The sequence below is a fragment of the Amycolatopsis sacchari genome, assembly GCF_900114035.1.
GTDB classification, from domain to species: Bacteria; Actinomycetota; Actinomycetes; order Mycobacteriales; family Pseudonocardiaceae; genus Amycolatopsis_E; species Amycolatopsis_E sacchari.
The window spans coordinates 59,594-74,717 of record NZ_FORP01000027.1 but is presented as its reverse complement, the minus strand read 5'-3'; the positions used below and the strand labels follow the sequence as shown (position 1 = coordinate 74,717).

General features: G+C 72.0%; 14 protein-coding genes. 3 read left to right on the top strand and 11 right to left on the bottom strand.

Annotated features, from left to right (window positions below; all coding sequences use genetic code 11):
• The first annotated feature begins 8 nt into the window (after positions 1-8).
• Both BMZ92_RS31090 and BMZ92_RS31085 read left to right on the top strand, forming a co-directional pair.
• Entirely contained in the window at positions 9-437 is a 429-nt protein-coding gene (locus BMZ92_RS31090) for a tautomerase family protein (protein WP_091514918.1), read from the top strand.
• 35 nt (positions 438-472) lie between these two features.
• Entirely contained in the window at positions 473-2,290 is a 1,818-nt protein-coding gene (locus BMZ92_RS31085; RefSeq protein WP_091514917.1) for an AAA family ATPase, read from the top strand.
• Here BMZ92_RS31085 and BMZ92_RS31080 read toward each other — a convergent pair.
• From BMZ92_RS31080 to BMZ92_RS31070, 3 genes are all read right to left on the bottom strand, one after another.
• The gene (locus tag BMZ92_RS31080) at positions 2,259-2,990 is read right to left on the bottom strand and encodes an alpha/beta fold hydrolase (protein ID WP_177228949.1); all 732 of its coding nucleotides are present in this window, start codon (positions 2,988-2,990) and stop codon (positions 2,259-2,261) included. The two genes, BMZ92_RS31085 and BMZ92_RS31080, sit on opposite strands and share 32 nt — an antisense overlap.
• Before the next feature lie 100 nt (positions 2,991-3,090).
• Positions 3,091-3,426, bottom strand: a complete 336-nt coding sequence (locus BMZ92_RS31075; RefSeq protein WP_245783359.1) for an EthD domain-containing protein — start codon at positions 3,424-3,426, stop codon at positions 3,091-3,093.
• Positions 3,427-3,431: 5 nt separating this feature from the next.
• Entirely contained in the window at positions 3,432-4,841 is a 1,410-nt protein-coding gene (locus BMZ92_RS31070; protein ID WP_218153580.1) for an MFS transporter, read from the bottom strand.
• Positions 4,842-4,943: 102 nt separating this feature from the next.
• Here BMZ92_RS31070 and BMZ92_RS31065 point away from each other — a divergent pair, with 102 nt between their 5' ends.
• Positions 4,944-5,825 (top strand): helix-turn-helix transcriptional regulator, encoded by an 882-nt coding sequence (locus tag BMZ92_RS31065; RefSeq protein ID WP_177228948.1) that lies wholly within the window; start codon positions 4,944-4,946, stop codon positions 5,823-5,825.
• Positions 5,826-5,829: 4 nt separating this feature from the next.
• Here BMZ92_RS31065 and BMZ92_RS31060 read toward each other — a convergent pair whose 3' ends face one another.
• Genes BMZ92_RS31060 through BMZ92_RS31020 form a run of 8 tightly spaced genes read right to left on the bottom strand, consistent with a single transcriptional unit; the run spans position 5,830 to position 15,123 of the window.
• On the bottom strand, positions 5,830-6,258 hold the full coding sequence (locus BMZ92_RS31060; RefSeq protein WP_091514906.1) for a cupin domain-containing protein: 429 nt from the start codon (positions 6,256-6,258) through the stop codon (positions 5,830-5,832).
• Positions 6,259-6,286: 28 nt separating this feature from the next.
• Positions 6,287-8,704 carry an FAD-dependent oxidoreductase gene (locus BMZ92_RS31050; protein WP_218153579.1) on the bottom strand — a complete coding sequence of 806 codons (2,418 nt, stop codon included), beginning with the start codon at positions 8,702-8,704 and terminating at the stop codon, positions 6,287-6,289.
• The gene (locus tag BMZ92_RS31045; RefSeq protein WP_091514904.1) at positions 8,704-10,044 is read right to left on the bottom strand and encodes an LLM class flavin-dependent oxidoreductase; all 1,341 of its coding nucleotides are present in this window, start codon (positions 10,042-10,044) and stop codon (positions 8,704-8,706) included. Before BMZ92_RS31045 ends, BMZ92_RS31050 begins: the two co-directional genes overlap by 1 nt.
• A gap of 14 nt (positions 10,045-10,058) precedes the next feature.
• Positions 10,059-10,874, bottom strand: a complete 816-nt coding sequence (locus BMZ92_RS31040) for an ABC transporter ATP-binding protein (RefSeq protein ID WP_091514901.1) — start codon at positions 10,872-10,874, stop codon at positions 10,059-10,061.
• A complete protein-coding gene (locus BMZ92_RS31035) occupies positions 10,871-11,728 on the bottom strand; it encodes an ABC transporter ATP-binding protein (RefSeq protein ID WP_091514899.1) in 858 nt (285 codons plus the stop codon). The genes BMZ92_RS31040 and BMZ92_RS31035 overlap by 4 nt, the downstream gene beginning before the upstream one ends.
• Positions 11,725-12,603, bottom strand: a complete 879-nt coding sequence (locus BMZ92_RS31030; protein WP_245783355.1) for an ABC transporter permease — start codon at positions 12,601-12,603, stop codon at positions 11,725-11,727. Before BMZ92_RS31030 ends, BMZ92_RS31035 begins: the two co-directional genes overlap by 4 nt.
• Complete coding sequence (locus BMZ92_RS31025) at positions 12,600-13,613, bottom strand: ABC transporter permease (RefSeq protein ID WP_091514897.1); 1,014 nt, start codon at positions 13,611-13,613, stop codon at positions 12,600-12,602. Before BMZ92_RS31025 ends, BMZ92_RS31030 begins: the two co-directional genes overlap by 4 nt.
• Entirely contained in the window at positions 13,603-15,123 is a 1,521-nt protein-coding gene (locus BMZ92_RS31020) for an ABC transporter substrate-binding protein (protein ID WP_091514894.1), read from the bottom strand. Before BMZ92_RS31020 ends, BMZ92_RS31025 begins: the two co-directional genes overlap by 11 nt.
• Position 15,124: the final 1 nt, after the last annotated feature.

Here is a 15,124-nt window from a genome sequence, read left to right as displayed (position 1 = left end):
AAAACACCATGCCTCTCGTCAACGTCCACCTGCGCCGGGGAACCACCCCCGAATACCGCCACCTCGTTTCCGAGGCCATCCACCGCGCCATGGTGGACGTGCTGAAGATCCCCGAGGACGACCAGTTCCACGTCTTCCACGAGGTCGACCCCGAGAACTTCGTCATCCAGCCCGTCGTGTTCGGCCTGCCCCGCGGCGAGCGCGCGATGTTCATCCAGCTGGCGTTCAACCAGCGCACCGCGGAGCAGAAGACCGAGCTGTTCCGGGCGATCGTGGCCAACCTGCGGTCCTTCGCCGACGTCGGTGAGGAGGACGTCCTGCTGGTGGCCTTCGAGACAGCGCGCGAAAACTGGTGGGCGGCAGGGCGGGTCGTCAACCCGGAGACCGGCTACGACGAACGCATGACCGACCTCCAGGGCACTGTCGGAAGCGTTTAGTTCGCAGTTCCCGTCTCCCCCTGTAGCGTCGAAAGGTGAGCACGACCAGCAGCACCGCGGAACGCCTCGGGGACGCCGTCGAAGCCGGGCGCGACCGCGGCTTCGTCGGGCGCGGCCCGGAGCTCGCGGCGTTCCGGGCCGCGCTCGCGGGTACCGCCCCGCCGATCCACCACGTGCACGGGCCCGGCGGCATCGGGAAGTCGATGCTGCTGCGGCGGTATGCGCGCGAGGCCAGGCGGGCCGGGCGCCGGGTGGTCGAGCTGGACGGCAAAAGCGGCGAAAAGGCCGCGTCCCCGATCGCGGCGGTCGGGGACGCCGTGCGCGACCCGGCGCTGGTGCTGCTCGTCGACCACCTCAACCTCTGCGACATCAAGGGGACGCGGGAGCAGGAATGGCTCCTGACCCAGCTGCCCGTCGGTGCGGTGGTCGTCGTGGCGAGCCGGGAGCCGCCGGAACCGCCCGCGGTGGCGGATCCCGGGTGGGCGAAGCTGGTGCGGGTCACCGCCTTGGGGGACCTCGCTCCGGCCGAAGCGGTGGAGGTGCTCGCAGCGCACGGCGTTCCGGCCGCCCGGCACCAGGACGTGCTGTCGTTCGCCGGGGGCAACCCGCTCGCGCTGGCGCTGGCCGCCAGGGCCGCGCGGGACGACGGCACCCCGTGGACCCCGGGCCAGGACCTCGTCGCGACACTGCTCCCCCAGCTCGTCGGCGAACTCCCCAGCCCGCGGCACCGCAGGGCACTGGAGATCTGCGCGCACGCGCGCTTCACCTCCGAAGCGCTGTTGCGCGAACTGCTGGGCGAGGACGCGCCGCTGCTGTTCGAATGGCTGCGGGCGCAACCGTTCGTGGAATCCCATCCGGACGGGCTGTTCCCGCACGACGCCGTGCGGGAGGCGGTCGAAGCCGACCTCAGGTGGCGCGACCCGGACAGCTTCGCCGACCTGCACGCCCAGGTGCGGGAACACGTCTTCCAGCAGCTCCGCGTCGCGCCGGAGAACCGGCTCCGGCAGAGCGTCGGCGCCCTGGGCCACCTGTACCGTCGCGACCGGCCGCTGGCGAAGTGGCTCGACGAGGACGACGTACCGGACGCGCCGGGGGCCTGGCTCCGGCTGACCGACCCCGACGAAACGGATCCCGTGATCGCCGCGGTCTGGCGGCACGCAAGGGAAAACGCCCCGGTACGACCGGGCGAGCACCTCGGCGTGACCCGGTTCCACGGGTCCCGCTGGCGCGTTCTCGGCGAGGTGCTGCGGTCCAGCAACCTCGCCTGGTCCTACCTCGTGCTGCCGGACGACGGCGACTGGGACTCCTGCCTCGCCGAACTCGGGTGGCCGCGGATCGACGCTGGGGAGCACGGGTACGCGGTGTTCGCACACGACTGGCGCGCCCAGCCCGCCGCCGCGTGGCTGGCGGAGCGGAGCAGGGCGATGCTCTCGGGCCAGGTCGTGACACGGAAACCGTTGGCACGGCAGGACAATCTGGTCGTGCTGTCGCGGGAGGAGTTCGACGCCGCCGTCCGTGACGCGTTGCGCACGTTCCGCCGCCCGGTCGCGAACCCGCTCGACCGCAGCCGCGTGCTCGTGGAAAGCGGCCGCAGCCTCCCCGAGTTGCTGACCTACGCCGCCGACGCGCTGCTGGGCGAGCGGGGCGGCGACAAACTCCACCGGGCGGTGACCGTCACCTACTTCAAGGCCGTGCCGACGCAGGAGGCGGCGGCGGAGCGCCTCGGCGTCCCGTTCAGCACCTACCGCCGCCACCTCGCCGCGGCCGTCCGGCGCATGAGTGAGCTGCTCTGGCACCACGAGCTGACCGGGACACCGGTCCTCACGAACCGACCGAGTCCCAGAACGTCGTGAGCACCTTCGCCGTGCCCTCCGGGTCGTCCAGCATCCAGAAGTGCCCGCATCCCGGCAGCACCCGGAACTCCGCGGACACCCTCCCGGCGATCTCCCCGGCCTGCGCCCGGTTGTCGGAGGCGTCGTTCTCCGGCAGCAGCACCAGCCCGGGAGCGGCGGTGGGGACGTCGCTCGCCCAATCCGAGAGGTTCGGCACCGCCGAGCGGTAGAGGCCGAGGATGCTCCGCCCCATCAGCTCGTCGATGTGGCTCGTCATCTCCCCCACGTCCTGCTCGGGCACGCCACGCTCGCGCAGCGTGCTCGCCGTGGCGCCCTTGTCGGCGATCATCTGCCGCACGACCTCCTCCCCCACGCCGGGTGTCTGCCAGTACCGCGCCACCTCGTGCCACTCGTACTCCTGGTGCAGCCCGCACATGACGTCGGCGGTCCAGCTGCGCAACGGGATCCCGGACGCCGTGGCGATCCGGTAGACCAGGAAGGCGCCCCAGTCGTGCCCCACCAGGTCGACCGGGCCCGGGACGTCCCGCAACCACGCGGTGAGCCAGTCGGCGTACTCCTCTTTCGTGGCACCGAAGGAGTCCGGCCAGGGGGTGCCGAACCCCGGCAGCGGGACGGCGACGCTGTCGCGGTCGAGGTGGCCGCGCAGACGGCGCCACACCTCGGTGGTTTCCGGTACCCCGTGGACGAAGACGGCGGTCATGGTGCTTTCCCTTCCGGTCGTGGACTGCGAACGCACCATGCCGCCGTCCGGTGCTCACTCACCAGCTCATCCGGTGCTCACTCACCAGCTCATCCGGTGCTCACTCCCCGTCGATGACCACGTCCTCCTCGCAGATGATGCGGCCGAACGTCGACAGGTCGATGAAGTTCTCGTGGTCGGGGTCGACGATCTTCAGGAAGTTCTCGCTGAAGAACAGGGCTTCGAGGTCCGCCATGCTGTCGAACCAGGCCTCGACCACCGAGTCGTACGCCGGCTCGGGGTAGCGGGGCGCCGGGACGGGGTAGGAGACGACGAACCTCCGGATGTACTGCTTCGCCTCCGGGATGGACATGAGCAGCGGCCGGTGGACGTTCCGCTGGTAGTCCGTGAACTCCTCGTGCGTCATGCCCTTGCGGCGGTTCAGTGTGATGATCATCTTGATCACGGGTGGATTTCCTTTCTTTCTTCCATCGCGGGCCGTCGCGCCCGGCCCCGGAGCCGTCGCGCGAGGACCCAGAACAACGCGGTGGTGACGACCTGGACGCCGAGCGCCACCGCGAAGGCGTGCTGCCAGCCGAGCGACGGGGCGAGTGCGCCCAGCACTCCGCCGATCGTGGCGATACCGAGGCCCAGTGAGGCCTGTTGCGCGGTCGTGAACAGCCCGCCAGCCAGGCCGGCGACCCGGTGCGGCACCGCGGCCATCACCGTCCCGACGAGGGGCCCGTACTGGCTCGCCTGCGCCACGCCGAGGAGCAGGCCGAGCACTTCGAAGCAGCCGATCCAGATCCCCGCGCCCTCGCCCTGGGTGACCCACGAGGCCACGCCGAGCAGGACGAGACCGGCGGCCAGCAGGCCCGCGGCCAGCTCCATCGTGCGGTCGCCGAACCGCGCGGTGATCCGCGGCATCCGGAGTCCGGCGAGCACGAAGGTCCCGGCGAACGCGGTCAGCGCGAGGCCGGACTCCACCGGCGTCAGCCCGAGGCCGACCTGCGTCAGCATCGAGTACTCGTAGCTGAACGCGCCATAACCGGCGAAGAGCAGCACGGCCATGGACAGGCCGAGCCGCAGCGCGGGCAGGCGCAGGCTCGACGGCGCGACGAGCACCGGGTGTCCCGCCCGCTCGCGCCGCCCCTGGTTGAGCCAGAAGCCGTACAACCCCAGCAGGCCCAGCGCCACCAACGCGAACGTCCACCACGCCCAGCCGACCGCCGGGCCGAGCGACAGCCCGGCGACCAGTGCCAGGAGCGGGATCCCCACGCGCAGCGCACCGCCGAGGTCGGGCCGTTCCGTGCTGTCCGGCGCGTGCGCCGGCAGCCGCCGCGCGCCGAGCAGCGCCACCAGACCGGGGATCGCGGAGGTCAGCACCGCTCCCCGCCATCCCGCGAACGGCAGGTCCAGCCCCATCACCAGGCCACCGAGGACCTGCCCCGCCACGGTGCCGACGCCGGAGCTCGCGGTGAACAGGGCGAGCCCGCGTGCCTTGGCGTGCGGGCCGCCGGAGGTCTGGACGATCGCCAGCGTCTGGGGCATCACGAGCGCCGAGGCCGTGCCCTGCAGGACGCGGGCGGCGACCAGCCACCACAGTCCGGGAGCCGCCGCGGCGAACGCCGAGGTCAGCGCCAGCGCGAGGAGCCCGATCGTCAGCAGCCGGCGTCGGCCGTACCGGTCGCCGAGGCGTCCGGCGAGGATCAGTCCCGCCGCGAACGCCACCGCGAAAGCGGCGAGGACGAGCGCCGTTTCGCCCCGGCTCGCGCCCAGTTCCGGGCCCAGACGCGGGGCGGTCACGTTGCCGATGCTGAACGTGTACGTCGCCCCGAAGGCCGCGACGAACACCGGCCAGGTTCGTTCCATGCCCCCAACCCTGCGTGGCCGGCGGGGACCTACCCAGAGCGCCGTGATGCTGGTGGTCGGACCACCACCCTGCCCCCGTGCCCCCGTGGGATGATCGTCGGCATGGCGGATGTCCGTTCCCGCGAACTCGGCGCGTACCTGCGGGCGCGGCGCGACCGGCTCGCGCCCGCCGACGTCGGGCTACCCGGAGGTGGTGGCCGGCGCCGGGTCAAGGGCCTGCGCCGGGAGGAGGTCGCGGTCCTCGCGAACGTCGGCTCGACCTGGTACACGTGGCTCGAACAAGGGCGTGACGTGCGGCCGAGCGCCGAGGTGCTGGCCGCCATCGCCGACGCGCTGCGCCTGTCCAGCGACGAGCGCCGCCACCTGTTCCTCCTCGGCGGGCACCCCGGCGCGGAAACCCCGTCGAGCTGGGAACGGGCCCGCGGCCAGGTGCAGGCGCTGCTGGACAGCCTGTCGCCGCACCCGGCGGTCGTGATGAACCCGTGGTTCGAGGCGCTGGCCTACAACGCGCCGTTCCGGTTCATGATCGACGACCTCGAAGCGGTGCCCGCGGCCGACCGCAACTGCGCCTACCTGCACTTCACCCACCCCGACTGGATCGCGGGGCACTCCGACCACGAGCAGGAGTGCGCGGCGATCGTGGCGAAGATGCGGGCGTACTACGGCGAGTCGGTCACCGATCCGGCGTGGGAGCCGTTCCTGCGCCGGCTCCGCGAGGAGTCGCCGCTGTTCGTGCGCCTGTGGGACCAGGCGGACGTGGCGACCGATCCCGGGCGGGTGAAGGGGATCCGCTCGCTGCACGTCGGCAGCCTGTCCGTGCGGGCCATCACGATGCAGCTGGAGGAGCACCCGCGTGCCCGGGTCGTCGTGTACCAGCCCGCGGACCACACGACGCGGGAACGGCTCGAAGAGCTGGCCCACCGCATCGCCCGCGGCGCGATCGACGGCCCCGCGAACGTGCGGCGGTTGCGCCCGGCGACGTGAGGTTTCAGTCGGCGGGACCGTCCACAGGGGACCAGAGGCTGGGCAGGTTCACCACGATGCCCTCCTGGCTGCTGCGCGCGATGACGACGACGGCGTCCTCGTCCCCGGGGTTCTCCTCGCGGTGCGGCACGTACGGCGGCACGAAGATGTAGTCACCGGGCCCGGTTTCCAGTCGGATCTCCTCGTCGCCGTCGGCGAAGACGAACACGGGGTGGCCGGACTTGACGTAGATCGCGGTCTCCGCCTCGCCGTGGTGGTGGTCGCCGGAGTTGGTGGCGGGCCCGACGTGCGTCTCGCCCATCCACACCTTCTCCGAGCCCACGGTCTTGCCGGACACGGCTTCGAGCCGCCGCATCCCGCTGGTCTGCGTGGTGTCGCCGGACAGTTCGCTGCCCTTGATGTGGCGCAGCGGCCGGTGCCACTGGTCGGTCATGGGAGGACCCTTTCTGTCGCTTGTGGACTCACCACGTGCTCGATTCCACCGAGATCACGGGAACCAGGCGGTTGCCGAGCGTTTCGAGGAAGCTGACGATCTCGGCGGCGACCGAGCGGTGCTGCAGGTCGTTGAGCACGTCGTGGTGCGCCCCGCCCACCACCGCGAGCCGGGCCGCCGGTGCCGCTTTCACCGCGCGGGACAGGGTTTCGCGGTCCACGAGGGGATCCGCGTCCCCCACCAGCACGAGGTGCGGGAGCTCCACCGCCCGGCCGTACGCGGCGTCGAGCAACTCCGGCGGCACCGGCACGGCGAGGGCGTCGCGGGCGAAGGCCTCGTCACCGGAGAGCACCGCGCGGTGCGCGGGACAGTGGGTCCTGAGGTCAAGTTCCTCGTCCCAGCTCGCAGTCGCGCCCGTCGCACCTCCGGCGGGCCCGGCGAGCACGAGCGCGTCGGGCCACCAGGGTGCGGACGTGTCGTCGCTCGCGACGAGTGCCGCGAGCGCGGTCGCGCCCGTGTCGGCGCCGAGCAGGGCCAGCGGGCGCGCCGCCCCACCGGCCGCTTCGGTCAGCGCGTCACCGAGGCGGGTCAGCACGTCGGGTTGATCGATCCGCGGCGCGTCGATGATCCGCACCTCGTAGGCGTCCGCGGCGAGCCGCTTGCCCAGCCGGGTGTAGGTGCGCTGGGTCTCGCCGCGCCCCGGGACGACGATGACCGTGCCGCGGGTCCGCAATCCCTGCGGCGCGTAGAACTCGGTGTAGCTGGCCATGTGAGGCTCCCTCCAATTAGGACTGACCCGCGAGCCGCCCAGTACCCGGTCGAACACCGCGGCCGCGCCGCCCTCCGGCAGCGCCGCACCACGCCACGCGACGTGCTGGTCCGGGCGGACGAGCACGAGAGGCGCGTCGTAGACCTCGCCCGCCCCGGTGCCGTCGAGGTGCACGACCGTGAACGGGAGACGCCGCGCGGCCGCCTCGGCGGCGAAGGCCCGCTCCGCCTCGCGATCCGCGGACAGCACGAGCAGCGCGAAGTCGTTGCCGATCCGGTCGTACAGCGTGCCGCCGTAGGGGTCGAGCACGCCGTTGGGCGCCCGGTGCCCCGGGCGCGGGTCGTCGGTGTACCCGTCGCCGCGCCACGGCGGTTCCGCATCGAGCTGGCCGTCCTCGTACCAGATCACCGGCGAATCGTCGTAGCGCTCGTCGAAGGTGACCCCGTCGCCACCGAGGCGGCTTTCCCGCAGCAGGGTGCCGATGGCCTCGCGCCGCTGACGCGCGTCCGGGCTGAGGTCGGCGTCGTCGGGCACGCCGATGCGGCGGATGTCGGCGAGCGTGGCCTGGGTCCGCCGCGAACGCCGCAGCGCGAAGTCGGCGACCCGCCAGTTGTGGCGGCGGCGTTCGGCGTCGTAGGAGTCCAGCAACTCCTCCGGCGCCGAGCCGCGCAGCACGGCGGCGAGCTTCCAGCCCAGGTTCACCACGTCACCGAAACCCTCACCGAGGTTGCCGCCCGGCGTCCGGACGTGGGCAGCGTCGCCCGCCAGCAGCACCCGCCCGGCGCGGAAGGTCTCCGCGATCCGCGTGGCGTGGTAGAAGGTCGTCGCCGACGCCAGTTCCAGGTCGAGGTCGAACCCGAACGCCGCCCGTGCCGTGTCGAGCAGTTCTGCTTCGGTGGGTTCGTGGTCGAGCGGGAAGGGCCCGGCGTAGACCCGCCATTCCCGCGGGCTGATCGCCGCGAGGAACCCGTCCGCCCGCTGGTTGACGACGATGTTGGTGCCGCTGGGCGCCGGGCCGATCCGGCCGGACAGGTCGCCGGTGCGCACCACCAGCCGCACCCGTTTCTCGGTGGCGTGCTCACCCTGCCTGGCGATCCCGGCCAGACGGCGGACGGTGCTGCTGCCGCCATCGGCACCCAGGACGTACCGCGCCCGGATCACGCCGCCGCTTTCGCCGATCGCCTCGATGCCCGACGCGTCCTCGCGCAGCCCGGTCAGCCGCCACCCTCCGGAGACGCGGACGCCGTGCCGGGCGAGGTGGCGCAGGAAGACCTGGACGAGCGCGGTCTGCGGCCGGCGCAGCGCCTCCTCCGCCGCACCGCGTCCGGTGTCCACAAAGGAGGGACGCGGGGTGGGTACCAGCTCGTGTCCCACGAGCGACGTGACCAGGCGGATGCCCTTGTTCCACTCCGGCGGGAACGTCCATTCGTCGCGGATCTCCTGCAGCACCCGCCACCGGCGGAAGTGCTCGACCACGCGCGGTGTGTGCCCCATGGCCCCGGCGCGGACCAGCGTCGCCTCGCGCGCCTGGTCCACCACGGCCACCGCCACGCCCCGTGCGTGCAACTCGACCGCCGCCGACAGGCCGACCGGGCCTGCGCCGACGATCAGCACCTCGACGTCCTCGGGCGGGCCGGCGTCCGGGAAGCGGACGGTGGAGACGTCCCGTTCCGCCATCAGGCACCGACCAGGTTGCGCTCACGGGTGTGGCGGTTGACGGGGAACGGCAGGCCGAGGTGCTCGCGCAGGGTGCTGCCCGTGTACTCGGTGCGGAACAGGCCGCGCTCCTGCAGCAGCGGCACCACCGAGTCGACGAACCACGTCAGGTCCTCGTTGTTGCGGAAGGCGAGGTTGATGCCGTCGAAGGTGCCCGCCGCGAACCACCGCTCGATGGTGTCGGCGACCGTGCCGGGCGCACCGACGAACGGCGACCGCCGGTACTCCTGAAAGGTCTGGACCACCTGGCGCAGGGTCAGCCCGCCGGCCCGCGCCCGCTCGATGATCTTCGCCGCACCCGTGCGGCCGCCCCGCTCCGCCAGGTGCGCCACGTCGGGGAACGGGGCGTCCAGGTCGTACTGGCTGAAGTCGTGGGCGCCGAAAGCCCGGCCCAGCAACGCCAGGCTCGCGTCGAAATCGTTGTCCTCGTCGAAGATCTCGCGGGCCCGGCGCTCCGCGTCGGAGTCCGTGCCGCGCACGACCGGACCGCCGTGGATGAAGATCTTGATGTGGTCGGGGTTCCGGCCCGCCGCGGCGGTACGCCGCTTGATGTCGGCGTAGTAGGCCTTCGCCTCCTCGAACGACCCTCCCGGCGCGTAGATGCCTTCGGCCACCTGCGCGGCCAGGTTGCGCCCTTCCTCCGACACCCCGGCCTGGAAGATCACCGGCTGACCCTGCGGCGAGCGGGACAGGTTGAGCGGGCCGGCCACGCGGAAGTGCTCGCCGACGTGGTTGAGCGCGTGCAGCTTCTCCGGGTCGAGGAACACCCCGCGCTCCACGTCCGCGGGGAAGGCATCGTCCTCATAGGAGTCCCACAGCCCGCGGATCACCTGCACCGCTTCGAGCGCGCGGCCGTAGCGGGTGGCGTAGTCGAGGTGCTCGTCCAGGCCGTAGTTCCGGCTGGTGCCGGTGTCGAAGCTGGTGACGACGTTCCAACCCGCGCGCCCGCCGCTGATGTGGTCCAGCGAGGCGAACCGGCGGGCCAGGTTGAACGGGGAGTTGTAGGTCGAGCTCGCCGTGCCGACCAGACCGACGTGGGTGGTGTGGGTGGCGACGGCGGACAGCAGCGTCAGCGGTTCGAGCCGGTTCAGGTAGTGCGGCGGGTAGGTGGCGTTGATGAACTGGCTGTCCACGATGAACAGGGCGTCGAACAACGCGTGCTCGGCCGCTTGCGCCTGCTCGATGTAGTAGCGGATGTCGATGCTGGCGTTCTTCGCGATGCTCGGGTCCTTCCACAGACCGTGCTGGCCGGGGCCGCCCACACCGTAGGGGTGCAGGGCGAGGTGGATTTTGCGGCTCATTTCGGTCATTCCCTTCAGGAGTCCAGGAGCGCACGCAGGGCGTCGCGCTCCGCACGCCCGGCCGAGGCCGTCCGGAGTGTCGGCGCCGAGCTGACGAGCAGGCGGGTGTAGGGGTGTTCCGGGCTGGTGATGACGGCGCGGGCGGGGCCGGTCTCGACCAGTTCTCCCTGGTACAGCACGGCGATGCGGTCCGCGATCCCGGCCACCGAGCCGAGGTCGTGGGAGATGAAGACGAACGCGACGCCCGAAGCCCGCAGCTCCTTCACGATTTCGAGGATCTGCACGCGGTTGGCGGAGTCCAGCGCGCTCACGGGCTCGTCGAGGATCACCAGCCGTGGTTCGGTGACGAGCGCGCGGGCGACGGCGACGCGCTGCCGTTGCCCGCCGGAAAGCCGGCCGGGCAGGCGGTCCAGCAGCTCCTCCTCCAGGCGGACCCGGCTCAGGTACTTCCTGGCGCGCTCCGCCGCCTCCGCCCGGGGAACCCCGCTGACCAGCAACGGTTCGACGAGCGAGTCCCGGACGGTCAGGTCCGGGTCCAGGCTTCGCAGCGGATCCTGGAACACGTACTGGAGCACGCCGCGCCGGCGGAGCGAGCGCCACTGGCGGGCTCGGTAACCGGTCACGTCCTCGCCGTCGACGACGATCCGCCCCGCCGAGGCCCGCACCAGGCCGAGCACGGCACGGGCCAGCGTGGACTTGCCGGAGCCGGTCTCGCCGACGATGCCGACGATCTCGCCCGGGGACACGCTCAGCGACACCCCGGACAGCACCGCGCGCCGCCGCCTGCGGTGTCCATAGTGGACTTCCAGGTCACTGATCCGCAGGATCACCGCCCGGCCTCCGTCCTGCCGAAGAAGGCGTCCAGCCCGTACTGCTCGTGCTCCGCGATGAGCAGGCGCGTGTACTCGTGGCGAGGGCGGTGCAGCACCCGCGCTGTGGGGCCCTGCTCGACCACCTCGCCCTCGCGCATCACCAGCACCTCGTCGCAGAGCTGCGCGACGACCGCCAGGTCGTGCGAGACGACGACCAGCGCGAGGCCGGTGCGCTCCCGCAGCTCCGCGAGCAGGTCGAGGATCTCCGCCTGCACGGTCACGTCGAGCGCGGTGGTCGCTTCGTCGGCTATGAGCACCCTCGGACCGGCCGCGATGGCCGCCGCGATGAGGATCCGCTGGAGCATCCCGCCGGACAGTTCGAACGGGTACTGGGTGTACACCAGCGCGGGGTTCCGCAGGTGCACCGCCACGAGCAGGTCGAGCGCGCGGGCGCGGGCCTCCCGGCGCCGGAGCCCCTTCTTCACCCGGAGCACCTCGGCGATCTGCGGCCCCACCGGGATGGACGGGTTGAGGTAGGACGCCGGGTCCTGGAACACCGCGCTGATCGTCGAACCACGCAACGCAGTCCACTGCGCGGAGGTGAGGGACGAGACGTCGGCACCGGCGAGGTGCACGGAGCCGCCGGTGACCTCGACGTGGTCCGGCAGGATGCCGAGCACCGCGCGGCAGGTCATGGTCTTGCCGCTGCCCGACTCCCCCACGATGCCGACGGTCCTGCCCGGGGTGAGCTCGAAACTCACCCCCTTCACGATCTCCCGGCCCTCCGCCAGCGCCGTGACGCGCACGTCACGCACGGCCAGCACCGGTTCCGCCACCCCGGTCACGGCGGGGGTTTCGGCGAGACTGGTCATGACACACCTCCGGCGGCGGCCCGGGAGGCCCGGACCCTGCGGGTTTCGGTCAGCGCCCGCCCGGCTTCGCCGGACACGTCACGGATGGCGTCGGCGAGCAGGTTGCACGCCCACACCGTGAGCATGATCAGCAGTGCCGGGACGAACGGGGCCCAGGGCTGGTAGTCGAGGTAGCCGAGGTCGGAAGCGAGCAGGCCGCCCCACGTCGGTGTCGGCGGCTGCACCCCGATGCCGAGGAAACTCAGGCTGGACACGACGATGAAGCCGACGCCGACGGTGTGGGCGAGCACGACCCCGATCGCGGGCAGCACCTTGACCCACACGTGCCGCCGGACGATCCAGCCGAGCGGGGCCCCGGCGATCTGCGCGGCCTCGACGTACTGCGACCGCGCGACCGTCAGCGTGGCCGCCCTGGCCACGCGGTAGAACAGCGGCGACACGAGCACGCCGGTCACCAGCATCGCCTGGGTGATCCCGTTGCCCAGCAACGCCGTCACCGCCACCGCGAACAGCAGGAACGGCAGCGCCACCAGCGTGTCGGCCAGGCGCAGCGTCAGCCATTCGAACACCCGGCCCAGGTAGACCGAGAGGATGCCGGGCACCGCGCCGACCACGAGCGCCATCGCGGCGACCTCGAGCGAGCCGAGCACGCTGAGCCGGGAGCCTTCGAGCAGCCGGCTGAACACGTCCCGGCCGAGGTTGTCGGTGCCCAGCCAGTGCGCGCCGGACGGGCCCGCGAGCGTGTCGGCACTGGTGGCGAGCGGGTCCTGCGGCGCGAGCAGCGGACCGAGCACCGCCAGCAGCGCGATCACGAGCAGGATCCCGGCGGCCAGCCGGCCGGAGCCGAGCGAGAACACGCGCCGTACCACCGTCACACCCCTCTCCGCGCGGCCGGCGCGACCCGGCCGAGTACGACGTTCACGACCAGGTTGAAGGCCACCACCAGCACGACCGACACGACCAGCACGCCCTGGACCGCGGGCACGTCACCGGCCTGGGCGGAGTCGTTGGCGAACCGGCCGAAACCCTGCAGGCCGAAGATCCACTCCGCGACGACCGACTGGCCGATCAGGATGGGGAACCGCACCCCGAGCGTCGCCAGCGCGGGGCCGACGCCGTTGCGCAGCACGTGCCGGAAGAAGATCCGCCGCGGGCTCAGCCCGCGCACCACGGCCCCGAGCACGTAGTTCTCCCGGTAAGCGCTGACCAGCCCGGTCCGCAGCTGCCGCGCCACGTCGGCCACGATGTCGAAGCTCAGCGCCAGCGCGGGCAGGATGATGTGCGCGAGCCACGGGCCGATCCCGTCCGCCGCCGGGGCGTAGCCGGCGGAGGGCAGCCAGCCCAGCCCCACCGCGAAGATCTCGACGAGCACGATGCCGACCACGAACGCCGGCATCACCGAGACCACGGTGACGAACCCGGTGATCACGCGGTCCACCCACGTCGTGCGGCGCAGGGCGGCCACCGTGCCGAGCACGAACCCCAGCGACACCCCGAGCACGAGGGCGAGGACCGCGACCGACACGCTGACCCCCAGCCCGAGGCCGATCATGGTCGCGACGTCGGCGCCGTTGGACCAGCTCGTGCCGAGGTCGCCGTGCAGCACGCCGGTGAACCAGCTCCAGTACTGCGCCAGGAACGGCCGGTCCAGGCCCCACTGGCTCTCGATCTGCGCGATCGCCTGCGGGGTCGCGTCCTCGCCCAGCTGGATCCGCGCGGGGCTGAGCCCGCTCAGGCCCCGCAGCGCGAAGGTCACGAACGTGCCGACGAAGAACACCGGCACGAAGATCGCGACCGACCGCGCCAGCGTCGCCAGCACCTGACCGCCGGTGCGGCGGAGGGTGGTGCCCCAGCCGGTCACGGGGACGACGGCTTCAGCGACCACCGATCGTCACCCCCGTCCAGTCGAGGTGCGCGGGGTTGCGCGGCAGCGCCGAGATCGCCGTGCTCTTGGCGAACAGGTTGGGCGAGGAGTAGGTGAACACCAGCGCCTTGCTCTGCAGGCCGACGCGGGTCGCGGCCTGCAGCACCGACGGGTAGTCCGGCGAGTCGAGCGGGGTCTGCCGCACCTTGGCCACGGCGTCCTCGAACCCGGCGGGTTCGTAGGGCGTGCTGAGGTTGAGCGGGCCGTTCGGTCCGAAGTGGGCGGTCAGGGTCTGCAGCGCGGAGTCGCGGCCGGTGGTGCCGTAGAGGGAGAACGTCAGGTCCTTGGCGAAGAACGGCGTCGCCCAGTTCTTGTTCACCTTGATGTCGACCGTGATCCCCACCGCGGCGAGCTGGGACTGGACGATCTCGGCGGCGGGATCGGCCTTGTCGATCACCAGGTCGAGCTTGATGTCGCCGGGCCGGTACCCGGCCTCGGCGAGCAGCTGCCGCGACTTCTCCGGGTCGTAGGGGTAGCGGTTCTTCGACTGCGGGTCGTAGGCGACGTAGCCCTCGGGGAAGGGCTGGTCGGTGGCCGAGCCGTAGCCGAAGGTCAGCTTGTCGACGAACTCCTGCCGGTTGACCGCGTAGCGCACGGCGTCCACGACCTTGTCGTTGGTGAACGGCGCCTTGTTGATGTTGAGGCTGATGTTCGACGCGTTGAACCCGGGCAGCACGAACACGTCGAGCCCGGCCTTCTTCGCCGCGTCGGCCTGGCTCGGGGCGATGTCGGCGAAGTTGTACACGCCCGTCCGCAGGCCCGAAACGACGGTCGAGGCGTCCGGCGCGGAGGTCAGTTCCACGGAGTCGATGTGGATGTTCTTCGCGTCCCAGTAGTCCGGGTTCTTCTTCAGCACGACCTTGGTGCCGGGGATCAGCTGGGTGACGACGAACGGGCCCGCGCCGACCGGGTTCTGGTCGAGCTTCGCCGGGTCCGCGGCGGCCTTGGGGCTGGCGATCTGCAGCACCCGCTCCCCCAGCAGCTGCGGGATCTGGTGGTCCACCTGGGTCAGCCGCACGACGACGTCGAGCCCGTTCGCGGTGACCGCCTCGATGGACGTGAGGTCACCGAACAACGCGGAGTTCTTCTGGTTCTTCGCCCGGTCGATGGCCGCCTTGACCGCGGCGCCGTCGACCGGCTCGCCGTCGCTGAACTTCAGTCCCGGCCGGACGTGGAAGGTGACCTGGTCGCCGGCGGCGTTGTACTCCCAGCCCTGCGCGAGGTCCGGTACGGCGCGGCCCTGCTCGTCGGTGCGGGTCAGGGAGGCGTACACCAGCGCCAGTTCCCGGAACTGGGCGCCGCTGCCGGAAACCACGGGGTCCCAGTGCGTCGGGAAGTACGAGCTGGCCCACTTCAGCGTCGCGCCACCGGCCGAGCCTGCCGCCCCACCGCACGCGGTGAGGACGGCGGTGAGCGCGGCGGCGAGCGCGAGGGCGAGTGTGCCGCGGAAGCGGCGGGCGGGGACGGGCATG

What these genes read in the sequence shown, in the direction of transcription:
- BMZ92_RS31090 (WP_091514918.1), top strand. Translation starts at nt 9, where the DNA reads ATGCCTCTCGTCAACGTCCACCTGCGCCGGGGAACCACCCCCGAATAC.
- BMZ92_RS31080 (WP_177228949.1), bottom strand. Translation starts at nt 2,990, where the DNA reads ATGACCGCCGTCTTCGTCCACGGGGTACCGGAAACCACCGAGGTGTGG.
- BMZ92_RS31075 (WP_245783359.1), bottom strand. Translation starts at nt 3,426, where the DNA reads ATGATCATCACACTGAACCGCCGCAAGGGCATGACGCACGAGGAGTTC.
- BMZ92_RS31070 (WP_218153580.1), bottom strand. Translation starts at nt 4,841, where the DNA reads ATGGAACGAACCTGGCCGGTGTTCGTCGCGGCCTTCGGGGCGACGTAC.
- BMZ92_RS31065 (WP_177228948.1), top strand. Translation starts at nt 4,944, where the DNA reads ATGGCGGATGTCCGTTCCCGCGAACTCGGCGCGTACCTGCGGGCGCGG.
- BMZ92_RS31060 (WP_091514906.1), bottom strand. Translation starts at nt 6,258, where the DNA reads ATGACCGACCAGTGGCACCGGCCGCTGCGCCACATCAAGGGCAGCGAA.
- BMZ92_RS31050 (WP_218153579.1), bottom strand. Translation starts at nt 8,704, where the DNA reads ATGGCGGAACGGGACGTCTCCACCGTCCGCTTCCCGGACGCCGGCCCG.
- BMZ92_RS31045 (WP_091514904.1), bottom strand. Translation starts at nt 10,044, where the DNA reads ATGAGCCGCAAAATCCACCTCGCCCTGCACCCCTACGGTGTGGGCGGC.
- BMZ92_RS31035 (WP_091514899.1), bottom strand. Translation starts at nt 11,728, where the DNA reads ATGACCAGTCTCGCCGAAACCCCCGCCGTGACCGGGGTGGCGGAACCG.
- BMZ92_RS31020 (WP_091514894.1), bottom strand. Translation starts at nt 15,123, where the DNA reads ATGCCCGTCCCCGCCCGCCGCTTCCGCGGCACACTCGCCCTCGCGCTC.